The organism is Rhizobium sp. BT-226, from assembly GCF_025847085.2.
GTDB classification, from domain to species: Bacteria; Pseudomonadota; Alphaproteobacteria; order Rhizobiales; family Rhizobiaceae; genus Rhizobium; species Rhizobium sophorae.
Genome location: NZ_JAOYTI010000002.1, coordinates 653,994 through 676,938 on the forward strand (window position 1 = coordinate 653,994; position 22,945 = coordinate 676,938).

A 22,945-nucleotide genomic window follows, 5' to 3' on the forward strand; every position below is an offset into this window, starting at 1 on the left:
GGTCGCGAGGATGCCCTACGGAAGAGTCAGCCGCAGCGAAGTTGTCATTCTCCTCTTTGCCTTGGTAGTCCTCAGTCGTGTAAAGCCGTGTTGCAAAATAAGGAACGCTTTGTGGAACTTGAGGATCTGAGAATATTTGTCGAAGTTGCTGATGCGGGCGGAGTATCGGCTGCAGCGCTGCGACTGGGCATCTCCAAGTCGATGGTCAGCCGGCGGATCACCAGGCTTGAGGCGGAACTCGGCGCACAGCTATTTGCAAGGACGACCCGTGGTATAGCGCTCACGGAAGCAGGTTTTACATTCAGAGATTACGCAGCACGGGTTTCTGCTGACTTGGATGTGGTGCGCGAAACGATCCTGCCCGCCGGTGAGCTTCGAGGCCGCATGCGCGTGGCCGCGCCCCTGTCATTTGGTCCGACCTATTTTGCTCCCGTCCTCTCCCAGATGGCTAGCCGACACCCGCAACTGCAAATCCTTTCTTCCTATACTGATCGCTTCGTCGATCTCGTGGGAGAGGGTTTTGATTGCGCGATTCGGCTTGGGCATCTGCCGGACTCGAACCTCGTCGCAAGACGTATCGGACCGATCTTCGGCAAGCTGGTTGCGAGTCCTGCCTACATCGAGGCTCACGGCGCCCCCGAGACACCGGACGAAATTGTGAATCACCAAATCGTTATGCGGGACGCCGAGAAGTGGCAATTCATGGATGGCGACGAGATTGTCACGGTGCGTCCCCAGGGACGCTTCATAGCTGATAACGCGTTGTCCCTCGTAGCGGCCGCTCTGGATGGGCTCGGGGTCGCCTATCTGCCAGAACCGCTTGTCGCGGACCATATTTGTTCGGGTGCGCTGGTGCCAATCATGACGCGTCATCCGATTCCGCCAGCCGGCATCTTCGTCGTGAGGCCGCCCGGCCAGTATCCCTCTCGAAAAGTGCGAACCCTCACTGAGATGCTTATCGAACGATTTGGAACTCGTTAATCACAGCCAGAAGATGACGGAAGCTGCGATGCAGATTGCCGACAAGAAGGTAATTGTTGCAACGGAGCAGTCTACGTTCAAATTGTAGGACTGGCCCATCTTTGTCCGCTCTCCACCTCAAGACGTGGGAGACCGAGCGATGTGTCGATCGCCTGTTCTGAAATCGGCTCTGGTCGCCATGACGCGATCCGCGGGGCGCTTTTGATATCGGACTACCGCGCCTCAACGCGTGAGCGCAACCCGAAAACGTGAAGAAGGCGGCCGGTTTGCGGGGCCGCCTTCTGTTTCATCAGGCCGTACGTCTGACCATTCTCGCAATAGCTATCAGGATGCAGGCACCGATGAAGCCCGCGATCAGATAACCCAGCCAGCCGCCAAGGGCGACGCCGAAGAGAGACAGGATAAAGTTGGCGACGATGGCGCCGACAATACCGAGAATGATGTTCATGAGCACGCCCATGTTGCTCTTCATGAGCAATTCGGCGAGCCAGCCGGCAATGCCGCCGATGATGATGGCGGCGATCCAGCCAATACCTGCATTTTCCATGGCAATTCCCCATTGTGAATTATTGAGCGGCCGGCGCCGGCTATCACGGCTCGCAGATCTAGGCTAAACCGATTGCCAAGCGACACGACTATAACCTTCCGCGGCGCCAGTTGGTTCCATAAGCCCCGTCCGCAGGAGGTCACGTGCCCCTCCCGATCTGATTCAGTCACTTGTCGGCCGCGGGCCAATCGTTCGCAGGCTCCTCTATCACAGCAGCGTCGTCGTCCGCGGGATCGGGATCGCGCTCAAGGGCTGCGCGCAGAATGCCGATCTCCTTGATGATCGCATCGAAGACGTCCTGCTGCCTGGCCCCGGCCACAACGCAGTCGTCGACGAGATGCTCCAGCTTGGCGCGAAGTCCGACCTTCCAATTATTTTTGCTCATGACCTTCTCCTCCTCTGCCTGACAGTTCCCACCGCCGTTGACAGGCGGGCGGCGGCTTCTGCGTTCCAAGAGAAGTGCTGGTCGGCGGCTCGATCATCGCGAGATCCTGTTCAGCGGGATGAGGTCGTTCAGCGGGATGAGGTCGCGGCGAACGGGTAAAGGTGCTCGCCTGGCGTTTCGTTGCCCGCACCGAGAAATCGGAAAAACCGGTGCGTTCACCATCTCCGTCACGTCCGATTGGCACGCCGCGACCTCGGCGGATTAACCGGCAGCCGCAGGAAAGGTTCCGCCCGGCCTGGACTCTTTGGGTCCGTGACAGTGTCTCGCCTTCACCGCTGGAGCCGAAATGCAAGTCCGGCATTTATTTCGAGCCCGAGACTATGCCAAGGCTATTCCCTAGCGTCCGCGGATTCCCGGTCCAGCTCGGCATATTTCCCGCTGTGCGCGTGGCGGATTTGCGCCATTTGCTGACATTGACCCGCCGAGCCGGATGACGTCCTTGTTCACGGCACCTGCACGATGCGGCCATTACCCTTGATCTCTGCACGCCGCATCGCCGGATGCCCCGACAACTCGACATTGCCGCTCCCGGAAATCGAAACATCCGCATCTACCTTTGCGGTCACCTTTGCATCGCCGCTCCCACGGATTTGCACCGTCGCCGACTGTGCAGTCAGGCCTTCAAACCGGGCTTCGCCAGAACCGGAAATGCTGAGATTAACTGCGTCTGCAATTCCGGTCGCGGAGGAATTCCCGCTCCCCTTGATGTTCACCTGAAGCTCCGGCTGGTTGATCTGCGACAGAGTCAGGTCGCTATTGCCGAGCAAATCCCATCTGGTGATGGCTGGCCCCGATAGCTTGACATCGAGCTGCGACGCAGACAAGCCAGGCGCGCAATCCAGGCCCAGTCGGCCGGATTCGATGCGCAAGTGGCTGAGCAGTGCTGAGTCTCCGCTGACGACAACCTCTGCCTTTTCCCCCGGTCGGTAGTGTATGGAGCCCGGCAAGTCTATCACCAGCCTGTCGCCCGCAATAAAAGGCAGCGCAATTTGCTGCTGCGTGCCGCTCGCAGGCTCGCACGTCGATCCCCCGTTCCATAGATATGCTGCGCTGGCCCAGCCAGATCCGGAAAGAACGGTTCCGAGCGTCAGAAAGGCGGCAGCACCGATCAGTCCACCTGTCGCGATGAATGCCAGTGTGCGGGTCATGTCTCGTCCCTTCGATAACTTTGGTTGAAATTCTCAGTTGCCGAGCCGATCCGGCCGGACCAGACGAAAATGCAATCGCGCATACTGGCCGAGTACGCGGATACCGGCCCCCAGCCCCATTAGAAGCAAAGCGCCGCCTCCGAGGAAGCCGCTCACAAGTCCAGCGCCGATACAAAGGCGGGCCAGCAGAGCCGTCAGCGTATCATCTGGGTTAGGGAGCAAAGCCGTGACAATGACATTCAATCCGGCTGCTCCAATCGCCAACAGTCCAGCCGCAAACCCCACCACCAGTAGAATTGCCAGTAACAACAACGGCAGCAGGAGAAGGAGATCGACAATAACCAGTCCGGCCAATGCGATGACCGCAGCGATGAGGTTCGAGAGGCTCCAATGCGTTTCGAAACGCCTCAGTCCGATGTCGGCCCGCAGTTCCCGCGCGATCCTGGCAGGCTCACCGAGTGCCGAGACTACCTCCGCCTCGCTGCGTCCCCGGCTCTCGGATTCGGCAAAATGGGCCGAATAGTCGGACATGATTTCTTCGATCTCTTCGCCTGGAAGACCGCGAAGCCCACGCCGCAGCGTGTTCAGAAAGGCATCCTTGGTCATGATAAATCCTCAAGAAGTTTGTCGACGGCAGCCGTAAAGGAGCGCCAGTCGCTGCGATGCGCCTCGAAAACGGTCTGGCCGAGTGGCGTGAGCCGATAGTATTTGCGGGGCGGCCCGCTGCTGGATTCGACAAGTCGGGTGGCCACAAGGCCATCATTCTGCATGCGGCGCATCAGGGGATAGATAGTCCCTTCGCCCATGCCGACAGCCGCGACCAGGGTGCTGGCGATTTCATAGCCATAGCTCTCACCCCGTGACAGCACGGCCAAGACGCACAGATCGAGCGCGCCTTTTCTCAATTGGATTTGGATCGAGTCAACCATGTCATTTCCGATATTTACAGACTGTTTATAACACGCTACCTGTTATTGCAAGGTATCGAACCAACTTCGCCTAACTTCTCGATTTCGACACGAGCCGCGCGGCGAAAGGCCGGGCCGCCGCATAATTCTCTCGGATCGGAGCAATCACCATGACACGCATATGCTTGGCCCTCGCGGCCGCTTTTTGTCTCACTATGTCGACTACGCAGGCGGCAGGCCTGAAATACCTTCACATCCCGGGCGGGCGGAATGGTCCGGCAATCGACGCGGCGATGTGGTCGCCTTGCATCAAAGCGCCTGAAGAAGTGCAGATCAGAGCGCTCACGATTCCAGCGGTTCCGGATTGCCCGATTGCTGGAGAAGGGTTGCCGCTTGTGATTATTTCGCACGGCTATGGTGGCTGGTATCTTGGCCATCATGACACGGCCGAGGCCTTGGCCGATTCCGGCTTTGTCGTGGTCGCCATCAATCATCCGCATGCAAACTATGCCGACATGAGCCGCGCGAATGGCTTGAGCCCCCTGATCGGGCGGCCCGTCGATATCAAGCGAACCATTGATTTCATGCTTACCGACTTCCCGGATTCTGCCAAGATCGACCCGCAAAGGATCGGCTTCTATGGCTTCTCTCAGGGCGGCTATACTGGTCTTCTTCTTGCTGGGGCCAATCCGGATTTCAGCAAGTTGCCACCGCGTTGCGCCGACCCGAAAGCAGTCGGCTGCCCGCAGGTCAATCAAACCAGACCTCCGCAACAACCTCCGTTGCCCCAGACGCTAACGCATGATCCCCGCATCAGGGCGATGGTGGTCGCAGACCCTCTCAGCATCGTCTTTCAGACGACAGATAGCGTGAGGGACATCACGATTCCGCTTCAGCTATGGGGATCGGAGCTGGGAGGGGGTGGCGGCGCATCGCCGGAAAATGTCGCGACACTTGCGCGTGTATTGCCGGAAAAGCCTGACTTCCGAATCGTCCCCAACGCCGTCCATCTGTCGTTTTTGACGATGTGCCCTAAAACCCAACTGTCTTCGGAAGTGTGCATCGATGCTCCGGGCTTCGACCGTGCCGCTTTCCACAGGGAGTTCAATGCTGAAGTGGTCGTGTTCTTCCGGCGAAATCTAGGGGAGTGAACTGCCTTGTGATACGAACGGCTTAGGTGTTCACGTCTGGCTTTCCGGGAATTTCGCGACAAAAGAGAACCACAATATGGAATCGATTATCGAGATTGGGACCATAAAAGATGTTGAGCCGTGGGCGGAGCTTCGCGTTGCGCTGTGGCCGCATCACTCGCTCGAATATCATCGAGCTGAGTTGGGCCGGGCGTTTCTTTCAGAAAGTGGAGAAGCCGTCGCGTTCATCGCTCGAAATGCTGCGAATGAAGCCGTCGGGTTTGCTGAGGCCACTTTGCGACATGATTATGTGAACGGATGCAGCAGCTCGCCCGTTCTCTTCCTCGAAGGGATTTATGTCCGGCCCGTTGACAGGCGAAAGGGTATCGCACGATTGCTTTGCAATGCCGTTGCCGATTGGGGGAAGTCGCTTGGGTGTAGTGAGTTTGGCTCTGACGCGCGGCTCGAGAATTCAGCCAGCCATGCGCTCCATGCCGCGTTAGGATTTGAGGAAACACAGCGCGTCGTGTTCTTCCGAAAGCCGCTGTAGGCCGGTGTTGCCCTTCCACGAGGATGGTTCGCCGCACAAATCCCAAGACTTGTTAGGTCACAGATTTTAGTCGCAAAAGGTGTCGCAGGTTTCGGGAATTTTGCGACAGGGAACTATTCATCGGAGTTGATCTGCTGATGACACCGGACGAATTGAAGATCGTGCGTCGAGCTTATGCGAAGCAGATCACGGCGGCTGTGAGAGTTGTCGATGAGCGTGTTGAAACAGCTTTTGCCGACGTGCCGCGAGAAGATTTCCTTGGTCCCGGTCCGTGGCCGATCTTCCGGATGCGAAAAGCCTATGTTCCGACCCCGGCCGCCGACCCGGTCTACCTCTATACGGATGACGTTGTTGGTATCGTCCCTGAGCGCCACATCAACAACGGACAACCGTCGCTTCATGCCTTCCTGCTTTCGCAGGCTGCGCCGCGAGCAGGCGAGCATATCGTGCATGTTGGCGCCGGTGCCGGCTACTATTCTGCGATCATGGCGAAACTCGTTGCCGCATCCGGCAGGGTGACGGCGATCGAGTTCGAGCCGGAGCTTGCTGCGCGGGCAAAAGCAAATCTCGCTGCCTATCGGAATGTTTCCGTAGTCCCGGGCGATGGCAGTTCCGTGGCTTTCGATGCAGCCGATGTGATCTATGTGAACGCCGGCGCGACCCGGCCCGCGAATATCTGGTTGGACCGGCTCAATGATGGCGGAAGGCTGATTCTACCGCTTACGACCGATCTTGGATTTACCAGCAGCAATTGGAGCAACATGCACCTTCGCGGGGCGGTGTTCCTGGTGACGCGCAGCGGTGATGACTTTCACGCGCAATGGATTTCGCCGGTGGCCATCTTCCCCTGTGAAGGGATGCGCGACGCGGAATCGGAAAAAGCGCTTGCAGCGGCGTTCGAGAGCGGGGAGCACAAGCGGGTGACGCGGCTGTACCGCAATGATGAGTTGCCGGCCGAGCGATGTTGGGTTCGCGCTCCCGGCTGGTGCCTAGCCTATGCTTAGGCAACGGATCGGCATCACCGTCGCGTAAACGGCTTATCCCGTTAGCTCCGGCAGCCCAAGATGTAGTGCAGCTACTGGCCGTATGAATCGCGGATTTTCAAGCTGGATTGCACCTTATCTGAGTCGCAGGGGGGATCCGAAAGGGGCTGGATATGAGCGCTATTCGTGGACGCTCCGGGCTGGTTGCAAAGGTCAAAGTAGTCTGTGAAGATAGTACTTGGCCTTTGGTCGGCCGAAGGGATATAGGTCTGGTGAAGGCTCGGCGGGTGTTTGGCGTTATCGCGACTACGGTCTTGGTGGCCGGAATCGGTGTCCCCGCATACCTCTCTCGACCTAGCAGAATCACTGCCGCTTTGCTCAACGTGTCTGAACTCCCCAGCTCATTGCGCAATAGCGAATGCAGTTCCCTGCTGTCGCAGGACACCATTACCACATGCTCTTTCGACATCGATCCTGCGGATGCCAAGCGTTTGGCTGTAGGTTGGCCCTATAAGCCACCGATTGAGTTGGCTGACAGCAGCCACCAATATGGATGGGGACTCAAAGTCGGGACGCCATTTCCCGTTTCCGTGATCTATGAGTACTCAACAGATCAAGGCGCAGGACCATATGAATACGTAGACGTGTCACTAATGTTCAACGCCGAACAAAGCAGGGGCCTGGTAACCTTTTTCGGGCTGTGAGGTACAACAATGAGCGATGACCAAGAACACAACCAATTTGATGGCCCTCAGATGCAGGGAGCGCATTACGAGCGCGCCGATATGTCAGGCGCTAATTTCGATGGCGTAAACCTCGCAGACGCACGGTTTTACGCTGTTTTGACCAAGGCAAGATTCACTGACACCAATTTAAGCGAAGCGGTTTTTGACGATATCACCCTTGCAGACGCGCGCTTTAATAACGTCAATCTGTCTGGAGCCGCCATTACCAATGCAAACCTATCGCGACTCACCATAAGCGGCGTCACCTTGGCAGATTCGGACATCAAAGATGCCAATTTGACTGGGATGCGGATCAACGGCGTTCTCGTAACCGATCTATTCATGGCCTATGAACAGGCGAAATCCCGAGATAATGCATGACGTCGCAAATATCCTAGTTCCGCGACACCGGAAGCGCTGATTTTCCAGGGATTTTCTGGCCGGAAGCAGACCCATCGCCCCATTATCATTCAATGGCGAAGGCAACCCGACGACCACCGATCGAGCCGGTGCCGCTTGCCTCCTCTCGCTTCGAAGAGCGAGTAGCGAGCATGGCGATACGCTTCACCTAGACAAGGCATCAAGGACGTGGCCAAGACCCGACCGGTACCAACCATACTAATCCCTGCCAAGGTCGAGAGGTTGACGTTCGTATCGTGAAATCTCGCGATGAATCGCGGACAAGTCCGAGCTTCCGCATTACGCTTTGGGAGCGGAGGTTGTCACCACTGGTGTATGAGACGATTTGGTCTAGCCCGACATCATGGATTGCGTGAGAGAGGGCTGCTCTGGCACTCTCGAAAGCGTAGCCATTTCCCCAGGCCTCTCGTCGGAATCGCCAACCCACTTCGTAATGGGAATCCAGCGGATGTTTTGGGTCCATCCGCGGCATCACCCCGCAATAGCCTACGAAATTGCCATTCACGTCTTCCACAGCCCATCGCGCGACACCATGTTCGGCTTGTGCGGCGAGGTAGCGGGCTAATTTGAGGTCGCTCTCGACATTGTCGATTGGGCCGCCGAGGTCCGCCATGACCTCTGGGTCGGCGTGCATCTCGGCAAATGGTGACCGGTGATGGTCGGCGAAATGGTGCAATTTCAGGCGCGTCGTCTCAATCACTTTGGGTTCCCGCTTGATCCGCCGCACCTACTTTAAAAGCCATTGCGACCATAGCAACGGCAGGTCTCCGGCGCAAAGCCGTCGCACGCGAAGGCAGACAACACTTCGCCCAGCGCTCAAAACCATCATTCAGCGAAGAGGTTAGTGGCCATATAGTCGACGAACACCCGAACCTTGGGAGAAAGATATCTGTTTGTCGGCCAAAGGATCCGAAACGTTCCGGTATCGGCCAGATAATCGTCCAGCAGCGAAACCAGTTTGCCCTCTGCGACCTCGGAGGCCACGGCAAATGCCGGAAGACAGGTGATCCCGAAGGATCGCTCCGCAAGGTAGATCAGCGGCTCCAGGGTGCTCGCGACCGTCGTCACAGGCAGGTCGAGTTTGACCTCATCTCCTTTGCGGGCCAGCGGCCAGGGCTCGAGCTTGCCGGAGTTGGCGAAACGATGGTGAAGGCAACGATGCTCCAGAAGGTCTTCCGGCACTTGCGGGTGGCCATGGGCCATCAGGTATTCCGGTGCGGCAACGATCCTGTGCCTGAACGTACCGAGCTTTCGGCTCATCAGCCGGGTGTCCCTCATCTCGCCGGTGCGGATGACGGCGTCAAACCCTTCTTCGATGACGTCGACCAGGCGATCGGAAAAGTCCAAGTCGAGATTGATGTCCGGATAGGTTTGCATGAAGGCGGAGATGGTCGGCATCAGGAGCATGCCGGCCAGCGGAAGGCTCACACGCAGCTGCCCGCTGGGAATGAGCTGCGCGTTCGACAACCGCGACTGGGCGGACTCGTATTCCGATTGAATGCGCCAGCACGCTTCGAGAAAGAACCTGCCTTCTTCCGTCAGGGCCATGCTGCGGGTCGAGCGATTGAACAACCGGACGCGCAGCTCGTCTTCGAGCCGGGCGATCGCCTTGCCGACAGCCGAGCCGGAGAGGCCGAGGCGGTGGCCGGCTGCCACGAAGCTTCCAACTTCTGCCACCTGAATGAAGATGCCGAGCGTGCCGAGCTTGTCCAATGACTATCCTATTGCGGAATTTTTATCCGATGTGTTGCGAATAGGCGCCCATTTATCCGCTATCTCGATCGCAATATCCAGATGTCGCCGCGGCCGCAATGGCCCGAGCTTCAGATGGAGACACACATGGAAACGAACCTCATTGCCGCCTTTGCGAGCGCGCCCGCGCCAACGACCTTTATCGTCAACGTCATCCACGCCCATCCGGGAAAGCAGGAGGAAGCCTTCGACATCATCCAGGATGTCGTGCACTACGTCGCCGACCGGAAAGAAGGCTTTCTGTGGAGCAGTCTGGCAAAGAGCACCGACGGCCAGACGGTCGTCAACATCGAGGCGATCCAGGGCGCCGGCAACGTCGACGAATTCTTCTCCGACCCGGTCTTCGTCGAGAAGTTCCGGAGGCTCGATGCGGTCTCTAAAAGCGAGTTCCATACCTACACGGTCGGCGATCTTGTTCTGCCGAGACGTGCAGCGGCGGTGTGACCGATAGAGCCTTTCCGGGTTAGATTGCAGCATCCTGTTGGCTCCAACGGAGTCGGATGGTCGACCGGCCGGCGCGCGTCGTAGCCCGGCTCTACGGCCAAGCCGGCCGGTCGATCAGCCGGCCCGTTTCAGCCAACCCGAAGGGCCGGGCATCTTTCCGCCAGGATCAAAGGCGATCGGCTCGGACGTACCAAGAGGTATGCCCGTCGCCAATCGCCTCTGCCCTGACGAAAACCTGCTCCGGCAGAATGCTGCAATCTAACCCGGAAAGGCTCTAGCATCGCCGGTCAGTCCCGTAACGGAGCGCCGTAGCGTCATTCCGAGTTGAAAACTCCTTTATGGGGGATGCCCAGGCACGACGGGGTGCAGGTAGATTTGATACTCATCCGATCAAGCCAAGTTCGGTGAGGCTTTGCCCCAGATCCGGGCCGGCAACTTCGATCTCCCGTCGCGCTCGGCCTTCAACTTCCGAATCGCGTCTTCCTAGCTCTCAAGCATCTCTTGTCGCATCGCGCGAGATGCAGCGGAACCCCACGTGGCACGTCGAAGTGTCGACGGGCTGTGCCATCCGGGCCGCCGGGCGGTAGCGCCGGCAATAGTTCGGGGCGCAGAGATGCGAGCCGCCTTTCATGACCTTTCGCGGGATTTTAATGTGCGGCTGAAGCGGATCGAAGCTGTCCGTTTGATCGCCCCCGATCGGATTGGAGATCGTGCAGCATGGGCTGTCGATCTTGCCATGTTCCTGATACCAATCAGAGGTCCACTCCCAGACATTTCCGGCCATGTCGTAAAGGCCGTAGCCGTTCGCCGGAAAGGCGGTGACGGGCGAGGTTCTCTCGTAGCCGTCTTCGCGGAGATTCTTCCAGGGGAATTCACCTTGCCAGGTGTTGGCCATCTGTCTGCCCCCAGGCGCCAGTTCATCACCCCAGACATAGTCCGCCGCTTCGAGCCCGCCGCGCGCCGCAAATTCCCATTCCGCCTCGGTGGGCAGTTCCTTTTTTGCCCAGGCGGCATAGGCTTTCGCATCCTCGTAGGCGACATGGACGACGGGATGATCCTGCAGGCGCTTGATCGAGCTTGCCGGCCCATAAGGATGCCGCCAGTTCGCGCCGCGGACGTAGACCCACCAGTTGTAGTGATTGCGGAGATCGACACGCGCCCTGGGCTTGCTGAACACCACCGAGGAGGGAGCCAGCATGTCGGGTTTCGCACCCGGATAGTCTGCGGGATCGACGGGGCGCTCGGCGACCGTGACATAGCCGGTCGCCTCGACGAATGCCGCAAAGTCGCGATTGGTGACCGGACAGATGTCCATCCAGAAGCTCGTCACTGCCACCTTGTGCGCCGGTGCCTCTTCGGGATAGTGCCTGTCCGACCCCATGAGGAATGTGCCGCCGGGAATCCACGCCATCACTTGATCGAGGGAGGGTGTCGACGAAGATCCTGCAAACGTTCCCTCATTATCGGCAAGCTTTGCCATGGCCTTGGATTCCTCGTTCCATGTCGTCTTCGCGTCGTGCCTCGAGATCACTGTTCGAACGCGAACACCTTGGTCCAGTCCGTCTTCATATCGACAACCGTCCAGTTCATGTTCCCGGCTTCGTCGAGGCCCTTGTCCAGCCGGCCGATCGACGAGGCCCTGTCATAAGCCCATTCCCGGTCGGCGTCGGTGTGACGAACGAAAAGGCAAAATCGCGGCCCGGGAGGGCTGCACGTCCATTGCAGCATCTGAAGGTCCCCGTCGGAGTTTCCGAACGCCGCTATCGGTCTGCGGCCGATGTGCTGGTGGATGGCCACAGGCTTGCCAGCCTTGTCGTCGATGAAGTTGATTTCTGCCAATCGCATCAGCAGCGGCGTTCCGCCTCGCATTTCGAAATTGGTCTTGCCGCTGCTGCCGATCACCTGCTCGGGCGGAATGCCATAAACTTCCTCGCTGAAGACGCGCATGAAATCGACGCCGCCTCCGGAAGCAATGAACGTCTTGAAACCGTTGGCTCTCAGATAGGCCAGCAACTCCAGCATCGGCTGGTAGATCATCTTCGTATAGAGCTGCCCGGTTTTCGAATGCTTGGCGGTGGCAATCCAGTCGCGGACGATCTGGTCAAACTCCGCGGTGGTCATGCCCGAATGCGTGGTCATGACAATCTGCATGATTGCCGGTTCGCCGCCCGCGAGCGCCCCCTTCAGATCGCCCTTTAGGAGCGAGGCAAACGGCTCCTTTGACGTCCATTCCGGATGTTGGGGGGCGAGCACCTTCACTCGATCCAGTGCGAACAGAAGCTGAAAGTACATCGGTTGCTCGGCCCAGAGCGTGCCATCGTTGTCAAAGACGGCGATGCGCTCCGGCACGGGTACGAAATCCGCCGAGCCTTCGGCGGTCACGCGCTCGACGAACGCGACGATGGATTGCTTGGTCTTGCCTTCACTCCAGGAGGGAAGCGCATCTGCGCCCTGCGCGGATGAAGCCACCACCACCAGCAGAATGACAGGCAACAGGTTCTTTACGACGCGAATGAAAGAGGTCATGGCTTGGTCTCCCTTCGGTTATCGTCTGCCGGCATGCCACGGGCAGCGTCACTCTTTCGCGACACGTGTCGACCTCTCGTGATCAACGCCGTCGCGATATTCGAAAAGCAGACCCCAAAGCCGCCCTTCACCAAGTGCGACGGCAAATTCCCTCGAGGCCAGGTAGGGGATGAGTATCAGCAGCATGATCAGGCTCGTCGCCAGCATCCCGGGCAGCTTGTCGCCTCCAATTTCCGCGAGGGTTTCCGCGATCGTTCTGCCTTTGCTGAGCCCGACGATCGCTTCCTCGGCGATGGAAAGGACGATGAGCAGCAGAAGATAGAGCGCGGCCTTGTAGGCTATGACGGAAACGAGAGGCAGCCTCCCGTATCGTTCCCCCAATTTGACTGCGTGGCCGAGAAGGATGAACTTCCCCAGGATCAGCGCCTTGACGACGGGGATGCCGAATGCCGAGAAATGCACGCCCTGGCTGCCAAGAATTGCCATCTTGTATAGAACGAGCGCGCCGAAGCAGACGTACAAATATGCGGACAAAAGGGCGTATTCCTGAAGCTCGCGCTTTGCTCGCTGGGCAATTGTCGCAGTCGAGCGGGTTTTCTCTACCGTCATTGCTCTGCCTCTATTCGCTCTGAAGATCGCGCCAGCTGCTTGGCTGGCGCGACCGTGGAGCGATGGTCAGTGTCTCCCGCCCTCCTGCAGCTTCGCCAGCACCTCGTTCAACGCGAAGCTGCCGGGCTTTTGCCGCGGCGGAAAATCGACGTAGGTCTGCAGGTGCCGGGCCACGAAGGCCTGGGCCGGGACGAGCGCAAAGGCATGCTCGACACGCCATCTGGCATAGTCGCCGGCAACATGCTGGGCCATCTCGAAGGGATCCGCCCTCAGGTCTATGAGCTTTGGAAAGCGCAGTGTTATCAACGGATCCTGCCACACATCGAGACCTTCGGCTCGCTGCTCCATAAACGCGATCTTCCAGCGGTCATAGCGCAACCCGGCGAGATTGCCGTCATCCGTCCAATAGAAGTATTCCTTGCGCGAACTTGGCCCAGTGCCGGCGAGGAGCTCCCGCTGATTGTATCCGTCGAGATGAATCTTGAATGTCTTGCCCGCAGCCTCATAGCCCGCCAGAAGCTTCTCCTTGACGTTTGGCTCACCTGCGGCCGCCACCAGCGTCGGAACCCAATCCTCATGGGATACGATGTCGTTGATTTCCGTGCCCGGCTTAATGACGCCCGGCCAACGCATCGCACCCGGAACCCGGTAGCCGCCCTCCCAGTTTGTATTCTTCTCGCCATGAAACGGCGTTGAACCGCCGTCGGGCCAGGAGAAGAGTTCGGCGCCATTATCGGTCGTCCACAACACGATGGTGTTGTCGGCGATGCCTAAGTCGTCCAGTTGCTTCAGAAGCTGGCCAACCATGCCGTCGTGCTCCGTCATGCCATCGGCCACAAGACCGAGGCCGGTCTTGCCTTGCGACTCTGGCTTCAGGTGCGTGTAAATATGCATGCGGGTCGCGTTGAACCAGCAGAAGAACGGCTTTCCGGCCTTCTGGTTCTTATCGATGAAATTCATCGCGGCGCCCAGGAATTCCTCGTCCACCGTCTCCATTCGCCTTTTGTCGAGCGGACCGGTGTCCTCTATTATTTGCTTGCCCACCCTGCCGAAGCGCGGATCCTCCGTCGGATCATCCGTGTCGGTCGCTACGCATTTCAGCACGCCGCGCGGGCCGAACTTCGCTCGGAACTGCGGATCCTTAGGATAATCCGGATTTTCAGGCTCCTCCTCGGCGTTGAGGTGATAGAGATTGCCGAAGAACTCATCGAAGCCATGCACCGTCGGCAGGAATTCGTTGCGGTCGCCCAAATGGTTCTTGCCGAATTGGCCGGTCGCGTATCCCTGCGGCTTGAGCAATTCCGCAAGCGTCGGGTCTTTGTCCGAAAGGCCTTCCTTGGCGCCTGGAAGGCCGACCTTGAGCAGACCGGTACGGAAGCAGCTCTGGCCGGTGATGAAGGCGGCGCGTCCCGCGGTGCATGACTGTTGCGCGTAAAGGTCGGTGAAGATCGCGCCTTCGTCGGCAATGCGGTCGATGTTGGGCGTCTGATACCCCATCTGGCCGCGGTTGTATGCGCTGGTGTTCCACCAGCCGATATCGTCGCCGAAAATGACCAGGATATTCGGCTTGGTAGCTGGTGCTTGCGCTTTCGCATCCCCGCTGGCTATCGACCCCAGAGCCGTTATGGCAAGCAGAGATCCGCCCGCCAAAAGAACCTCACGCCGGCTTGGATGGCGGCGCGGATTTTCTTGCTTGTCGCTCATCTTTCTTCTCCTCCCTGACTGGATTGAATAATGCACTGACATGCCGATGCAGCCTTGGCGTCCGGGCCGTTTCGACCGGAACACACCACCGCCGATGAATGCGGATTTGACGAAGCCCTCCCTTCTGTCCTGCGGCCGCTTTTCTGCCGGCAATTTTATGAAATGTAGCTCCCGGCGCTATTGTACTTTGGGGAAGGGCAGTTCCTGGATGCGTGGTCGAGACGTTTCAAACATTCAATCTGTCGCACTTCCCGCGAATGCCTCGTTGATGGCGTCGATCAAAGAGGCAGCGGGAAACGGCTTGTGGAGATAAGCGACGCAGCCAATTCTGCGCGCCTCAAGTTCAAGCGCGTCATCATCGACTGCGGTGATGAAAATGACCGGGAGCTTGGGTTGCGCGCCTTTCAGTCGGCGTCGTAGCTCGATGCCCGAGATGCCAGCAAGATGGATGTCGAGCACGATGCAGCCGAAACCCGCCGTCTTCGCATCGCTGAGAAAGGCTTCGGCCGACGGATAGCTCTCAGTCATCAAACCATAAGCGTTCAGCAACCTCTCAACGCTTGTGCGCATGCTCGGATTGTCTTCCACGACCGCAACCGTGCGTCGCCGGGTTTCCAAAGTGTTGCCTTTCCAGAGCCGGTTGGCCGCGGAATACGACCACGAGGGGCCATTAGGAGGCAAAATCCCGGTGTCGCCTATTGTCCTTAGGGGAAGCGGGGCCCGATCGGATAGCTGGCACGTCCGTCATGCGCTTTTTCAAGCAATCCCAGTCGTTCCGCCATCGACACAGCCTCGGCCAAAGATCGGGCTCCGAGCTTTTCCATGACATTGTGCCGATGTGCCTTGACGGTTCGCTCGGATGTGCTGAGCTCGTAGGCGATCTGTTTGTTGCGCTTGCCGCGGACGATCAGGCCGAAGACCTGTGACTCCCGCGGTGTGAGGTTGGCAACAAGAGTATGAAGAGCTTGGGCGCGATCTTGCTCCAGCCGGCGCCTCTCACAAAGCTGCAACGCCCGCTCGACCGCTTCAAGCAACGCGGCGCTCGAGGCCGATTTTTCGAGAAAGTCAAAGGCGCCAGCCTTCATCGCCTGCACTGTGGTTCCGATATCGGCGCGCCCGGTCAGGAATACGATCGGCAAAAGAGACGCCCTTTCGGCAAGGCGAGCTTGCAGCTCCAAGCCGGACAGACCAGGCATCTGCAAATCGAGCAGAATACAACCGGGCTCCGTTGGCAAACGTGCCAACAACTCTTGACCCGATTCATAGGATTCGACCCGGAGGCCTGAAGCCTCCAGCAATCGCCCCACCGCCGTGCGGAACGATTTATCGTCATCGACGATGTGAACAGTCGGACCCACCGGCTTCATCCATATTGCGCGAGCGGCAGGACGAAGCGGAATACCGCCCCCCCTTCCGGGCGGTTGTCCGCCCAGATCTTCCCCCCGTAGATTTCTATTATCACACGCGCGATCGAAAGGCCAAGCCCGGTACCGGCGGGCTTGGTGGTGTAAAAGGCATCGAATATGCTGCTGAGCTTGTCGGTCGGAATCCCGGAGCCGGTGTCGGAAATCGACACTTCAACCTTTTCATTTGTCTCAGTCACTGCCGTTTGAATGACCAAATTCCGCTCGGCCGCGGACGCGTTGAGCATGGCGTCCATCGCGTTCGTCGCAAGGTTGAGGATAACCTGTTGGACATGAACTCTATCAGCGCGAACCGGCAGCCCCTGTGTAGACGAAACGGAGCTGACGACCACATTTCGTCGCAGAGCTTCGGGATGAAGTATGTGGATAACGCTCCGAACCACATCGTTCAGGTCGAATTCCTGCCAGTCGACCTCACTCCGCTTCTTCAGCAATCCTCTCATCCGGTCAATGATGTCGCCGGCGCGCTGATCGTCGTCTCGGATGTCGGCCAGAATCTGCTGGATCAGCTTCAGGTCCGGCTGTTTGCTTTCAAGCATGATGGCTGCGGTCTCGGCGTTGATACGGATGGCGCCGAGCGGCTGGTTAAGCTCGTGGGCGATCGAGGCGGAGAGCGCCCCTGCGGTAGCTGATTGGTTGAGATGGATAACTTCGAGAAGGCGGCGGCGCGCCTGAAGCTCCGCAGCCGTCCGCCGCCGACGCTCGAAAACCAACCAAACGATGACGAGGCTTTGAGCCGCGACAAAGACAGAAATCGCTACAATCTCCTTCCAATATTCCTCCCATAGGGATCTTTCGCGGAAGGACACAACGGTGCCCAGAGGAAGATCGGCTTCCGAAAGCCGCCAGCGCTGCAATTGTCGGGCATCGGCAATGTAGCTCTGCGGCACAGTCACGTCGGTGATCGCCCTGCCGGCAAGGGCATCGATGGCCAGACTGGCGACCGCGGCGCCGGTGGATTCGAAAGTCGCCGCATTGCCGCCGACGATCCCATGTCCCAAATATGTTGAGTACGGACCATAGACCGGAGCGCTGGCCGCGCTCGCGATCCTCTCCAGAGAGTTGACAGGGACGAAGTTCCGGCCGGTTCGGTCCCTTAACACGGTCAAGACGATGATAATTGTGTCCGGAGGAAGAGCTGTCGCGCGCTCGACAAACTCATCGATCGACAATCCGGTGAGATAAGTCGTCTGGATATTCGGCGGCAGACCGGTCAGGTCCTCCTGCGCCGAGTCGATCCATGCCTTGTCGAATTCCGCCGATCCCGCAATCACGACAAGCTGCCGGGCGTTCGGCTGAAGTCCGATCGCCATCTCCGCGGTTTTTCTTATCTCAAATTCCGTCAAGGCGCCGACCACGTCGTCGGGCAGGTGCAGTTCATTCGCAGTCGCGCTTCCGAAACCTCCGAAAACGATCTTTGCATTCGGTGCTATTGCATTCCGGTTCGCGACAATGAAGCTGGTTGACTCCTTGCCCAGTGCGATAACCAGGTCGGGACGGCGATCGATGTACTTCTCGGCAAGATAGCGCGCCATCCGATCAACGTGAGGCGTCTCGGGGAATCTGGAAAGATCGAGAAATTCCGAGAAGAGCTCGATCTTGCCGGCCGTCGCCTCCAGCAGCCGAACTCTCGTGGACTCGCCGACGATGTTCGTTGCCGGGATTCGCTCGTCATAGGGATAGAGGATCAGAACACGTGGAACCCGGCCCGGGACTTGCGCGGAACAGATGCCGGCGGTTGCGAATATCGCGCCGAACAGACAACAGAGAAAGACGGATGCATTCTGGCGCGACGGGATCGTGAGCGAGCGAAGCATACTGACGCGCCTAGCACCTGAAAGTCAAACGACACTAGCAGGATGATAAGTTAGTGTCACCGAGAACATTCTCAAATGGCCGACAGAATGCCGGTCGCGTCAATCTGCCCAAAAGGACAATATCGCCGAGGCCAGTTCGGAACTAAACTTTCGACACCGTAGATGCCGCTCGCCGTTGCGGCGATTTGGTTCGGAATTTGCAAAAGTAAAGCGGAACAATTTCAATGTACTTCAAGGTTACGAGTGGAAGTGCAGGAAACGTTCCGCACTCTGTTGATCGCCACCGCTCGAGTTCGCCATTCCAACGATATCGGTCGCTTATTCTTTGTGTTGCGCTCGTTTTGCCTTCCGGGTGCGGCGGACATCCTAAAGGTGTACTGACGCCGGTCGCAGACACGTCGTCCGGTTCCAGCCGCGTGAGCATGCTGATCGCGACGACCCGCAGCCGCTCCACGAGTCAGGGGGAGATGTTCACTGGCGAACGAGCGCTTGCTCCGGCCTTTGCCGACATCACCGTCTCGATACCGCCTGCAGGAGTTCGCAAGGTCGGCGACGTCGCTTGGCCGAAGAGGCTCCCATCGAATCCGGCGACCGACTTTGCAACGTTGAAGGCGGAGGAGATCAGCCTGGACCAGGCAAAGACCTGGCTCAACGCCAGCGTCAAGAAGAGCCCCGATCGCAGCGCATTCGTGTTCATCCATGGTTTCAACAACCGGTTCGAGGACTCCGTCTACCGCTTTGCGCAGATCGTCCACGATTCTGGTGTCCGCAGTGCGCCCATTCTCGTGACCTGGCCGTCGCGGGGCAGCCTTCTCGCTTACGGATACGACCGTGAAAGCACAAACTATACGCGCAACGCTCTGGAGAGGTTGTTTCAATATCTGGCGAACGATTCAGAGATCAAGGAGGTCTCCATCCTCGCGCATTCGATGGGCAATTGGCTGGCTCTCGAAGGTTTGCGCCAAATGGCGATACGAAACGGCGGCCTGCCACCGAAGTTCAAGAACGTGATGCTTGCGGCTCCGGACGTCGACGTAGACGTGTTCCGCTCACAGATCGCTGACATGGGCAAGCAGCAGCCCAGGTTCACATTGTTCGTATCGCGCGACGATCGTGCGCTGGCCTTCTCACGCAGGATTTGGGGTGATATCGCCCGGCTCGGATCCATCGATCCTGAGCAAGCTCCTTTCAAGGCCGAACTCGAAGCCAATAAGATCGCCGTGATCGACTTGACCAAAATCAAGGCCGGCGACCGACTCCACCATAGCAAGTTTGCGCAATCACCGCAGATCGTCCGGCTCATCGGCGCGCGGATTTCCGAAGGCCAGACGTTGACCGACAGCAAGATGGGTCTCGGGGACCACCTGATTGCCGGAACGACGGGAGCGGCCGCGGTTGCAGGCAGTACTGCAGGTCTGATCCTCGCTGCCCCGATCGCAGCGATGGATCCGCATACGCGAGACAACTACGCCCATCACTTGAATAGCGTGTCAGGGCAGACGGGCAAGCAGGAAAACACGAGATGCAGTTCCGCCAGAACGGCATCACGCGGACAGACGTGCGCTGTGGTACAGTGACAACCGGCGAACTCGCGCGGCAGATGAGAGGAGAAGTCGATGGCGATGAAATATTTGAAGCTCGGCCTGACCTTGGCGGCATTGATATCCACCGGTGCCCAGGCGGCCGACGTATCGCCTCTCCTGACCCAGGAACCAAAGGCTGCCGAAACCGCGGACGGCTGGACGTTCTCGATTGCTCCATATCTATGGATGGCCGGGATATCGGGCGATACGGCGCAATTCGGGCTACCCACCGTGCACATCGATGCCGACTTTGGCGATATCCTGAGCAATCTCGATTTCGCCTTCATGGCGGCAGGCGAAGCCCGATATGACCGTTTCAGCATCATCGGCGACATCATCTACACAAAATTGTCCGCTGATGGCGAGACCCCCTTTGGAGTCCTAGCGACCGATGTCGAGGTAACCTCGAAGACCTTCGCGGGCCTGCTCGGCGTGGGCTACGCCGTCCTTGACGGCCCGTCGGGACATCTGGACGTCGTCGGTGGCGTGAGGTTGTGGTCGGTCGATACGACGCTCTCGTTCAATGGCGGTCTGCTCGGTGGCATCGAGAGAAGCGACGACGCCACATGGCTCGATGGCATGGTCGGCTTGCGTGGGAAATACTCCTTCACTCCTGAGGTCTACCTGACGGGATGGGGACTGGTCGGCGGCGGTGGAGCCGACATCGACTGGGATGTCGCACTCGCCGTCGGCTACGATTTCAACGACAGGATTTCCGCCATTGCCGGATATCGGGCGCTCGGTGTCGACTACAGTGACGACGGCTTCGTGTTTGATGTTGTCCAGCAGGGACCGATCCTCGGGCTTGCGATAAGATTCTAGAGCAATTCCAGGAAAAGTGTGAAGCGGTTTTCCGTCCGGAATTGCGTAAAAACAAAAACTTAGAGCCTGGGCAATCAAAGGCACCAGCGAGCGGCCGCTTCGGGCCGAGCGCAGACGAGACGAGCGCCTCCGCCGCGCGGTGAAAGCTGAGATATTCGGCAACGGCGAGCGTCTGAAGTAAAGGCTATCGCGTCGGTTGCCGCGTGAGTTTCCCAACGCGCGGTCACGCGGTGATTTCCGGCGCTGCGACTGTCTCGCGTTCTGTCAGGATGCGATCAATCAGCCCCCACTCCAGCGCTTCCTCGGCCGTCATGAAGCGGTCGCGGTCCATCGCCTGCTCGAACTCTTCATAGGTGCGTTTGCAATGCTCGGCGTAGAGCCGCGTCATGCGCTGCTTGGTTTTCAGGATTTCCTCGGCATGGATCTGCATGTCCGATGCCTGTCCTTGGAATCCGCCTGACGGTTGATGAATGAGAATGCTGGTGTTCGGCAAAGCGGTGCGCTCGCCGGGTTCGCCTGCCATCAACAGGAACGACCCCATCGAACGGGCGGTGCCCATGCAGAGCGTATGAACCGGCGCGCGGATGTATTGCATGGTGTCATACATGGCGAGGCCGCTGGTGACGACGCCACCGGGGGAATTGATGTAGAGTTGAATCGGCTTCTTGGGATTCTCGGCTTCCAAAAACAGCAATTGCGCGCAGACGAGTGCGGAAACGGTGTCGTTGACCTCACCGTTCAGGAAAATGATCCTCTCGCGCAGAAGGCGGGAATAAATGTCGAAGGAGCGTTCGCCACGGCTGGATTGCTCGATGACCATAGGGACGAGTTGCATCGCTTCGCGCATGGGCGAACTCCTGTAGGTTCGGATTTAAGGTGACTGGCTAGCTAGGCAATTCCAGGAAAAGTGCGAAGCGGTTTTCCGTCCGGAATTGCGTAAAAACAAAGGGCTGGAGCGGTCCTGCGCTTCCGTTAAAAGCTGAACCGCTCCAAAGCGTCAGGCGGCCAGCATCATCCACGGCCCATTGCTGTTCGCCGCTGGCGGCATCCGCAGGGCCAGCCTCGCATCCGCCAGCCCGTGAACGATCCTGAGTATCGTGCCGCCGTTGGCATCGGGCCTGACCTGAAACGTGACGATGCTCTCAAGGAAGGGCGGCTCATCGTCCCGCATCCTGTAGCTCACTTCCTCGCCCGGTGCCGTGGAGATCGGCTCGGCGTCTGCCAGTTGCTGCTCGGGCAGCCATTTGTCCCGAAAGGCTGGGATACTGACCGCCCGCCAGACTTTTTCCGGAGGGGCGTCGAGTTCGTATTCAAACACCAGATCTTTTTCCTGCCTTTCGGCCTCCGTATCGCTCATTGGTCCATGTCCTTCAGTAAGGCCTTCAACGCATCAATCCGCGCTGGCCAGTAAGCCCGATACTTCGCCAACCATCCGGCTATGAGCGCGAGTCCGTCTGGATCGACCTCGTAGTTCACGAAGCGCCCCTGCCGTTCCTCGCGGACCAGCCGCGCATTGCGCAGCACGGAAAGGTGCTGGGACATCGCCGGCTGGCTGATGTCCATGCCGTCACGCAGGGCGCTGGCGTTCATGCTGCCGCTCGCCAGCTTCTCGAAGATCACGCGGCGTGTCGGGTCGGCCAGAGCTTTGAAAATCTCGTTCTCGATCATGCCAACAGATAAGCACACACTTATCTGATTCGCAAGGCTATTGTCAGGCTGCGGATGCACAAACCGGATGGGATATGGGCGAGCTTCACTTCCGCCCCTGGGGTCATTCGGCGTCAAAGACCTCACTGCAAGGCTTGCCACCCAGCTCCCGGATCACAAAGGCTCCACCAGCAAACCTGCCGCCAGGGCATGGAAAGCCTCGACCGCCTTCGGCAGCACGCCCTGCGGATCTTCGCTGGCGGCAATCCAGAGAGCCGCATTGAGAGCCGCGCCGCTCAGCAATCGGGCGGCCGCCTCTGCGTCAAGCGGCTTGAGGATGCCTTGGGCGATCAGGCGCTCCACCGTGCTCTTGGTCACCTGCAGACAGTTGTTCTGGCTCGGCCACTGCGAGGGATCACCCAGCACCGCAGGTCCGTCGAGCAGGACGATGCGTTGGACTTCCGGATTGAGCGCCATCTCGATATAGGCCGCCCCCTCGGCGAGCAGGCCCTGCCAATCGTTGCCCGCGCGCGCGCCGATCTCTTGCGCGCGCACCGCCATTTCCGTGTCGATCTGATCGACCACCGCCGCCAGCAACCCGCGCTTGTCTCCGAAGTTGTGGTAGAGCGCGCCCCGCGTCAGACCGACGTCAGCCGTCAGTTCGTCCATCGATGCCGCGGAATACCCCTTTTCCGCAAAGGTCTTGCGCGCCGCCGCGATCAGCTTGACGCGGTTTTCCTGCATCGTTTCGCTGCGTTTCTTCGCCATTCAATCCCTCAA

Annotated in this window: 27 protein-coding genes and 1 pseudogene; 9 read left to right on the plus strand and 19 right to left on the minus strand. The window is 58.7% G+C overall.

The window, feature by feature from the left end:
* Nucleotides 1-111: 111 nt before the first annotated feature.
* Nucleotides 112-981 carry a LysR family transcriptional regulator gene (locus OIU37_RS13435; RefSeq protein ID WP_171601293.1) on the plus strand — a complete coding sequence of 290 codons (870 nt, stop codon included), beginning with the start codon at nt 112-114 and terminating at the stop codon, nt 979-981.
* Between the two features lie 289 nt (nt 982-1,270).
* Here OIU37_RS13435 and OIU37_RS13440 read toward each other — a convergent pair whose 3' ends face one another.
* The 5 genes from OIU37_RS13440 to OIU37_RS13460 all read right to left on the minus strand — a co-directional run bounded on the left by OIU37_RS13440 (nt 1,271) and on the right by OIU37_RS13460 (nt 4,050).
* Nucleotides 1,271-1,528 (minus strand): GlsB/YeaQ/YmgE family stress response membrane protein, encoded by a 258-nt coding sequence (locus OIU37_RS13440; RefSeq protein ID WP_129418285.1) that lies wholly within the window; start codon nt 1,526-1,528, stop codon nt 1,271-1,273.
* A 166-nt stretch (nt 1,529-1,694) separates the two neighbouring features.
* Nucleotides 1,695-1,913 (minus strand): hypothetical protein, encoded by a 219-nt coding sequence (locus OIU37_RS13445; protein WP_180693535.1) that lies wholly within the window; start codon nt 1,911-1,913, stop codon nt 1,695-1,697.
* Nucleotides 1,914-2,416: 503 nt separating this feature from the next.
* Nucleotides 2,417-3,121, minus strand: coding sequence for a DUF2807 domain-containing protein (locus tag OIU37_RS13450; protein WP_264257712.1), 705 nt, complete (start codon nt 3,119-3,121; stop codon nt 2,417-2,419).
* A 33-nt stretch (nt 3,122-3,154) separates the two neighbouring features.
* Nucleotides 3,155-3,727 (minus strand): DUF1700 domain-containing protein, encoded by a 573-nt coding sequence (locus tag OIU37_RS13455; RefSeq protein ID WP_264257713.1) that lies wholly within the window; start codon nt 3,725-3,727, stop codon nt 3,155-3,157.
* Nucleotides 3,724-4,050 carry a PadR family transcriptional regulator gene (locus tag OIU37_RS13460; RefSeq protein WP_264257714.1) on the minus strand — a complete coding sequence of 109 codons (327 nt, stop codon included), beginning with the start codon at nt 4,048-4,050 and terminating at the stop codon, nt 3,724-3,726. Before OIU37_RS13460 ends, OIU37_RS13455 begins: the two co-directional genes overlap by 4 nt.
* 149 nt (nt 4,051-4,199) lie before the next feature.
* On the opposite strand from OIU37_RS13460, the gene OIU37_RS13465 reads away from it, so the two are divergent.
* The 5 genes from OIU37_RS13465 (at nt 4,200) to OIU37_RS13485 (ending at nt 7,798) form a co-directional block, all read left to right on the plus strand.
* Nucleotides 4,200-5,180, plus strand: a complete 981-nt coding sequence (locus OIU37_RS13465; protein WP_264257715.1) for an alpha/beta fold hydrolase — start codon at nt 4,200-4,202, stop codon at nt 5,178-5,180.
* 76 nt (nt 5,181-5,256) lie between these two features.
* Nucleotides 5,257-5,709 (plus strand): aminoglycoside 6'-N-acetyltransferase, encoded by a 453-nt coding sequence (aac(6'), locus tag OIU37_RS13470; protein WP_264257716.1) that lies wholly within the window; start codon nt 5,257-5,259, stop codon nt 5,707-5,709.
* 137 nt (nt 5,710-5,846) lie between these two features.
* Nucleotides 5,847-6,713, plus strand: coding sequence for a protein-L-isoaspartate O-methyltransferase (locus OIU37_RS13475; protein WP_264257717.1), 867 nt, complete (start codon nt 5,847-5,849; stop codon nt 6,711-6,713).
* A gap of 152 nt (nt 6,714-6,865) precedes the next feature.
* Complete coding sequence (locus tag OIU37_RS13480; RefSeq protein ID WP_240602181.1) at nt 6,866-7,396, plus strand: hypothetical protein; 531 nt, start codon at nt 6,866-6,868, stop codon at nt 7,394-7,396.
* 9 nt (nt 7,397-7,405) lie between these two features.
* Nucleotides 7,406-7,798, plus strand: a complete 393-nt coding sequence (locus tag OIU37_RS13485; protein WP_264257718.1) for a pentapeptide repeat-containing protein — start codon at nt 7,406-7,408, stop codon at nt 7,796-7,798.
* Between the two features lie 199 nt (nt 7,799-7,997).
* Here OIU37_RS13485 and OIU37_RS13490 read toward each other — a convergent pair whose 3' ends face one another.
* A complete protein-coding gene (locus tag OIU37_RS13490) occupies nt 7,998-8,564 on the minus strand; it encodes a GNAT family N-acetyltransferase (RefSeq protein WP_372353361.1) in 567 nt (188 codons plus the stop codon).
* A gap of 98 nt (nt 8,565-8,662) precedes the next feature.
* Nucleotides 8,663-9,550 carry a LysR family transcriptional regulator gene (locus OIU37_RS13495; protein WP_264257719.1) on the minus strand — a complete coding sequence of 296 codons (888 nt, stop codon included), beginning with the start codon at nt 9,548-9,550 and terminating at the stop codon, nt 8,663-8,665.
* A 126-nt stretch (nt 9,551-9,676) separates the two neighbouring features.
* Here OIU37_RS13495 and OIU37_RS13500 point away from each other — a divergent pair, with 126 nt between their 5' ends.
* On the plus strand, nt 9,677-10,033 hold the full coding sequence (locus OIU37_RS13500) for an antibiotic biosynthesis monooxygenase (protein ID WP_264257720.1): 357 nt from the start codon (nt 9,677-9,679) through the stop codon (nt 10,031-10,033).
* A 345-nt stretch (nt 10,034-10,378) separates the two neighbouring features.
* Here OIU37_RS13500 and OIU37_RS13505 read toward each other — a convergent pair.
* The 8 genes and pseudogenes from OIU37_RS13505 to OIU37_RS13540 all read right to left on the minus strand — a co-directional run.
* Nucleotides 10,379-10,510, minus strand: a pseudogene (locus tag OIU37_RS13505) (dihydrofolate reductase); the annotation flags it as partial.
* A 13-nt stretch (nt 10,511-10,523) separates the two neighbouring features.
* A complete protein-coding gene (locus tag OIU37_RS13510) occupies nt 10,524-11,444 on the minus strand; it encodes a formylglycine-generating enzyme family protein (protein ID WP_264258482.1) in 921 nt (306 codons plus the stop codon).
* A 116-nt stretch (nt 11,445-11,560) separates the two neighbouring features.
* Nucleotides 11,561-12,559, minus strand: coding sequence for an HAD family phosphatase (locus OIU37_RS13515; protein ID WP_264257721.1), 999 nt, complete (start codon nt 12,557-12,559; stop codon nt 11,561-11,563).
* A gap of 48 nt (nt 12,560-12,607) precedes the next feature.
* Nucleotides 12,608-13,168: a hypothetical protein gene (locus OIU37_RS13520; protein ID WP_264257722.1), complete on the minus strand. Its 561-nt coding sequence runs from the start codon at nt 13,166-13,168 to the stop codon at nt 12,608-12,610.
* A 66-nt stretch (nt 13,169-13,234) separates the two neighbouring features.
* Nucleotides 13,235-14,872, minus strand: a complete 1,638-nt coding sequence (locus OIU37_RS13525) for an arylsulfatase (RefSeq protein WP_180693544.1) — start codon at nt 14,870-14,872, stop codon at nt 13,235-13,237.
* 234 nt (nt 14,873-15,106) lie between these two features.
* On the minus strand, nt 15,107-15,442 hold the full coding sequence (locus OIU37_RS13530; protein ID WP_246812971.1) for a response regulator transcription factor: 336 nt from the start codon (nt 15,440-15,442) through the stop codon (nt 15,107-15,109).
* A gap of 134 nt (nt 15,443-15,576) precedes the next feature.
* Nucleotides 15,577-16,230 (minus strand): response regulator transcription factor, encoded by a 654-nt coding sequence (locus OIU37_RS13535; protein ID WP_372353362.1) that lies wholly within the window; start codon nt 16,228-16,230, stop codon nt 15,577-15,579.
* Nucleotides 16,231-16,235: 5 nt separating this feature from the next.
* A complete protein-coding gene (locus OIU37_RS13540) occupies nt 16,236-18,113 on the minus strand; it encodes a HAMP domain-containing sensor histidine kinase (RefSeq protein ID WP_264257724.1) in 1,878 nt (625 codons plus the stop codon).
* A 224-nt stretch (nt 18,114-18,337) separates the two neighbouring features.
* Here OIU37_RS13540 and OIU37_RS13545 point away from each other — a divergent pair, with 224 nt between their 5' ends.
* Nucleotides 18,338-19,690 carry an alpha/beta hydrolase gene (locus OIU37_RS13545; protein WP_372353414.1) on the plus strand — a complete coding sequence of 451 codons (1,353 nt, stop codon included), beginning with the start codon at nt 18,338-18,340 and terminating at the stop codon, nt 19,688-19,690.
* A gap of 39 nt (nt 19,691-19,729) precedes the next feature.
* The gene (locus OIU37_RS13550) at nt 19,730-20,518 is read left to right on the plus strand and encodes a hypothetical protein (RefSeq protein WP_372353415.1); all 789 of its coding nucleotides are present in this window, start codon (nt 19,730-19,732) and stop codon (nt 20,516-20,518) included.
* A gap of 223 nt (nt 20,519-20,741) precedes the next feature.
* Here OIU37_RS13550 and OIU37_RS13555 read toward each other — a convergent pair whose 3' ends face one another.
* The 4 genes from OIU37_RS13555 to OIU37_RS13570 all read right to left on the minus strand — a co-directional run bounded on the left by OIU37_RS13555 (nt 20,742) and on the right by OIU37_RS13570 (nt 22,933).
* Complete coding sequence (locus tag OIU37_RS13555) at nt 20,742-21,365, minus strand: ATP-dependent Clp protease proteolytic subunit (protein WP_180693549.1); 624 nt, start codon at nt 21,363-21,365, stop codon at nt 20,742-20,744.
* Between the two features lie 150 nt (nt 21,366-21,515).
* On the minus strand, nt 21,516-21,875 hold the full coding sequence (locus OIU37_RS13560) for an SRPBCC domain-containing protein (protein ID WP_171601304.1): 360 nt from the start codon (nt 21,873-21,875) through the stop codon (nt 21,516-21,518).
* Nucleotides 21,872-22,186, minus strand: coding sequence for a helix-turn-helix transcriptional regulator (locus OIU37_RS13565; protein WP_168312855.1), 315 nt, complete (start codon nt 22,184-22,186; stop codon nt 21,872-21,874). The genes OIU37_RS13560 and OIU37_RS13565 overlap by 4 nt, the downstream gene beginning before the upstream one ends.
* Before the next feature lie 153 nt (nt 22,187-22,339).
* The gene (locus OIU37_RS13570; protein WP_180693551.1) at nt 22,340-22,933 is read right to left on the minus strand and encodes a TetR/AcrR family transcriptional regulator; all 594 of its coding nucleotides are present in this window, start codon (nt 22,931-22,933) and stop codon (nt 22,340-22,342) included.
* Nucleotides 22,934-22,945: the final 12 nt, after the last annotated feature.

Bases quoted from the DNA above. Each gene is read 5' to 3' on its own strand.
- OIU37_RS13440 (WP_129418285.1), bottom strand. From the start codon at position 1,528: ATGGAAAATGCAGGTATTGGCTGGATCGCCGCCATCATCATCGGCGGC.
- OIU37_RS13445 (WP_180693535.1), bottom strand. From the start codon at position 1,913: ATGAGCAAAAATAATTGGAAGGTCGGACTTCGCGCCAAGCTGGAGCAT.
- OIU37_RS13450 (WP_264257712.1), bottom strand. From the start codon at position 3,121: ATGACCCGCACACTGGCATTCATCGCGACAGGTGGACTGATCGGTGCT.
- OIU37_RS13455 (WP_264257713.1), bottom strand. From the start codon at position 3,727: ATGACCAAGGATGCCTTTCTGAACACGCTGCGGCGTGGGCTTCGCGGT.
- OIU37_RS13460 (WP_264257714.1), bottom strand. From the start codon at position 4,050: ATGGTTGACTCGATCCAAATCCAATTGAGAAAAGGCGCGCTCGATCTG.
- OIU37_RS13465 (WP_264257715.1), top strand. From the start codon at position 4,200: ATGACACGCATATGCTTGGCCCTCGCGGCCGCTTTTTGTCTCACTATG.
- OIU37_RS13475 (WP_264257717.1), top strand. From the start codon at position 5,847: ATGACACCGGACGAATTGAAGATCGTGCGTCGAGCTTATGCGAAGCAG.
- OIU37_RS13480 (WP_240602181.1), top strand. From the start codon at position 6,866: ATGAGCGCTATTCGTGGACGCTCCGGGCTGGTTGCAAAGGTCAAAGTA.
- OIU37_RS13485 (WP_264257718.1), top strand. From the start codon at position 7,406: ATGAGCGATGACCAAGAACACAACCAATTTGATGGCCCTCAGATGCAG.
- OIU37_RS13500 (WP_264257720.1), top strand. From the start codon at position 9,677: ATGGAAACGAACCTCATTGCCGCCTTTGCGAGCGCGCCCGCGCCAACG.
- OIU37_RS13510 (WP_264258482.1), bottom strand. From the start codon at position 11,444: ATGGCGTGGATTCCCGGCGGCACATTCCTCATGGGGTCGGACAGGCAC.
- OIU37_RS13515 (WP_264257721.1), bottom strand. From the start codon at position 12,559: ATGACCTCTTTCATTCGCGTCGTAAAGAACCTGTTGCCTGTCATTCTG.
- OIU37_RS13520 (WP_264257722.1), bottom strand. From the start codon at position 13,168: ATGACGGTAGAGAAAACCCGCTCGACTGCGACAATTGCCCAGCGAGCA.
- OIU37_RS13525 (WP_180693544.1), bottom strand. From the start codon at position 14,872: ATGAGCGACAAGCAAGAAAATCCGCGCCGCCATCCAAGCCGGCGTGAG.
- OIU37_RS13530 (WP_246812971.1), bottom strand. From the start codon at position 15,442: ATGCGCACAAGCGTTGAGAGGTTGCTGAACGCTTATGGTTTGATGACT.
- OIU37_RS13540 (WP_264257724.1), bottom strand. From the start codon at position 18,113: ATGCTTCGCTCGCTCACGATCCCGTCGCGCCAGAATGCATCCGTCTTT.
- OIU37_RS13545 (WP_372353414.1), top strand. From the start codon at position 18,338: ATGTACTTCAAGGTTACGAGTGGAAGTGCAGGAAACGTTCCGCACTCT.
- OIU37_RS13550 (WP_372353415.1), top strand. From the start codon at position 19,730: ATGGCGATGAAATATTTGAAGCTCGGCCTGACCTTGGCGGCATTGATA.
- OIU37_RS13555 (WP_180693549.1), bottom strand. From the start codon at position 21,365: ATGCGCGAAGCGATGCAACTCGTCCCTATGGTCATCGAGCAATCCAGC.
- OIU37_RS13560 (WP_171601304.1), bottom strand. From the start codon at position 21,875: ATGAGCGATACGGAGGCCGAAAGGCAGGAAAAAGATCTGGTGTTTGAA.
- OIU37_RS13565 (WP_168312855.1), bottom strand. From the start codon at position 22,186: ATGATCGAGAACGAGATTTTCAAAGCTCTGGCCGACCCGACACGCCGC.
- OIU37_RS13570 (WP_180693551.1), bottom strand. From the start codon at position 22,933: ATGGCGAAGAAACGCAGCGAAACGATGCAGGAAAACCGCGTCAAGCTG.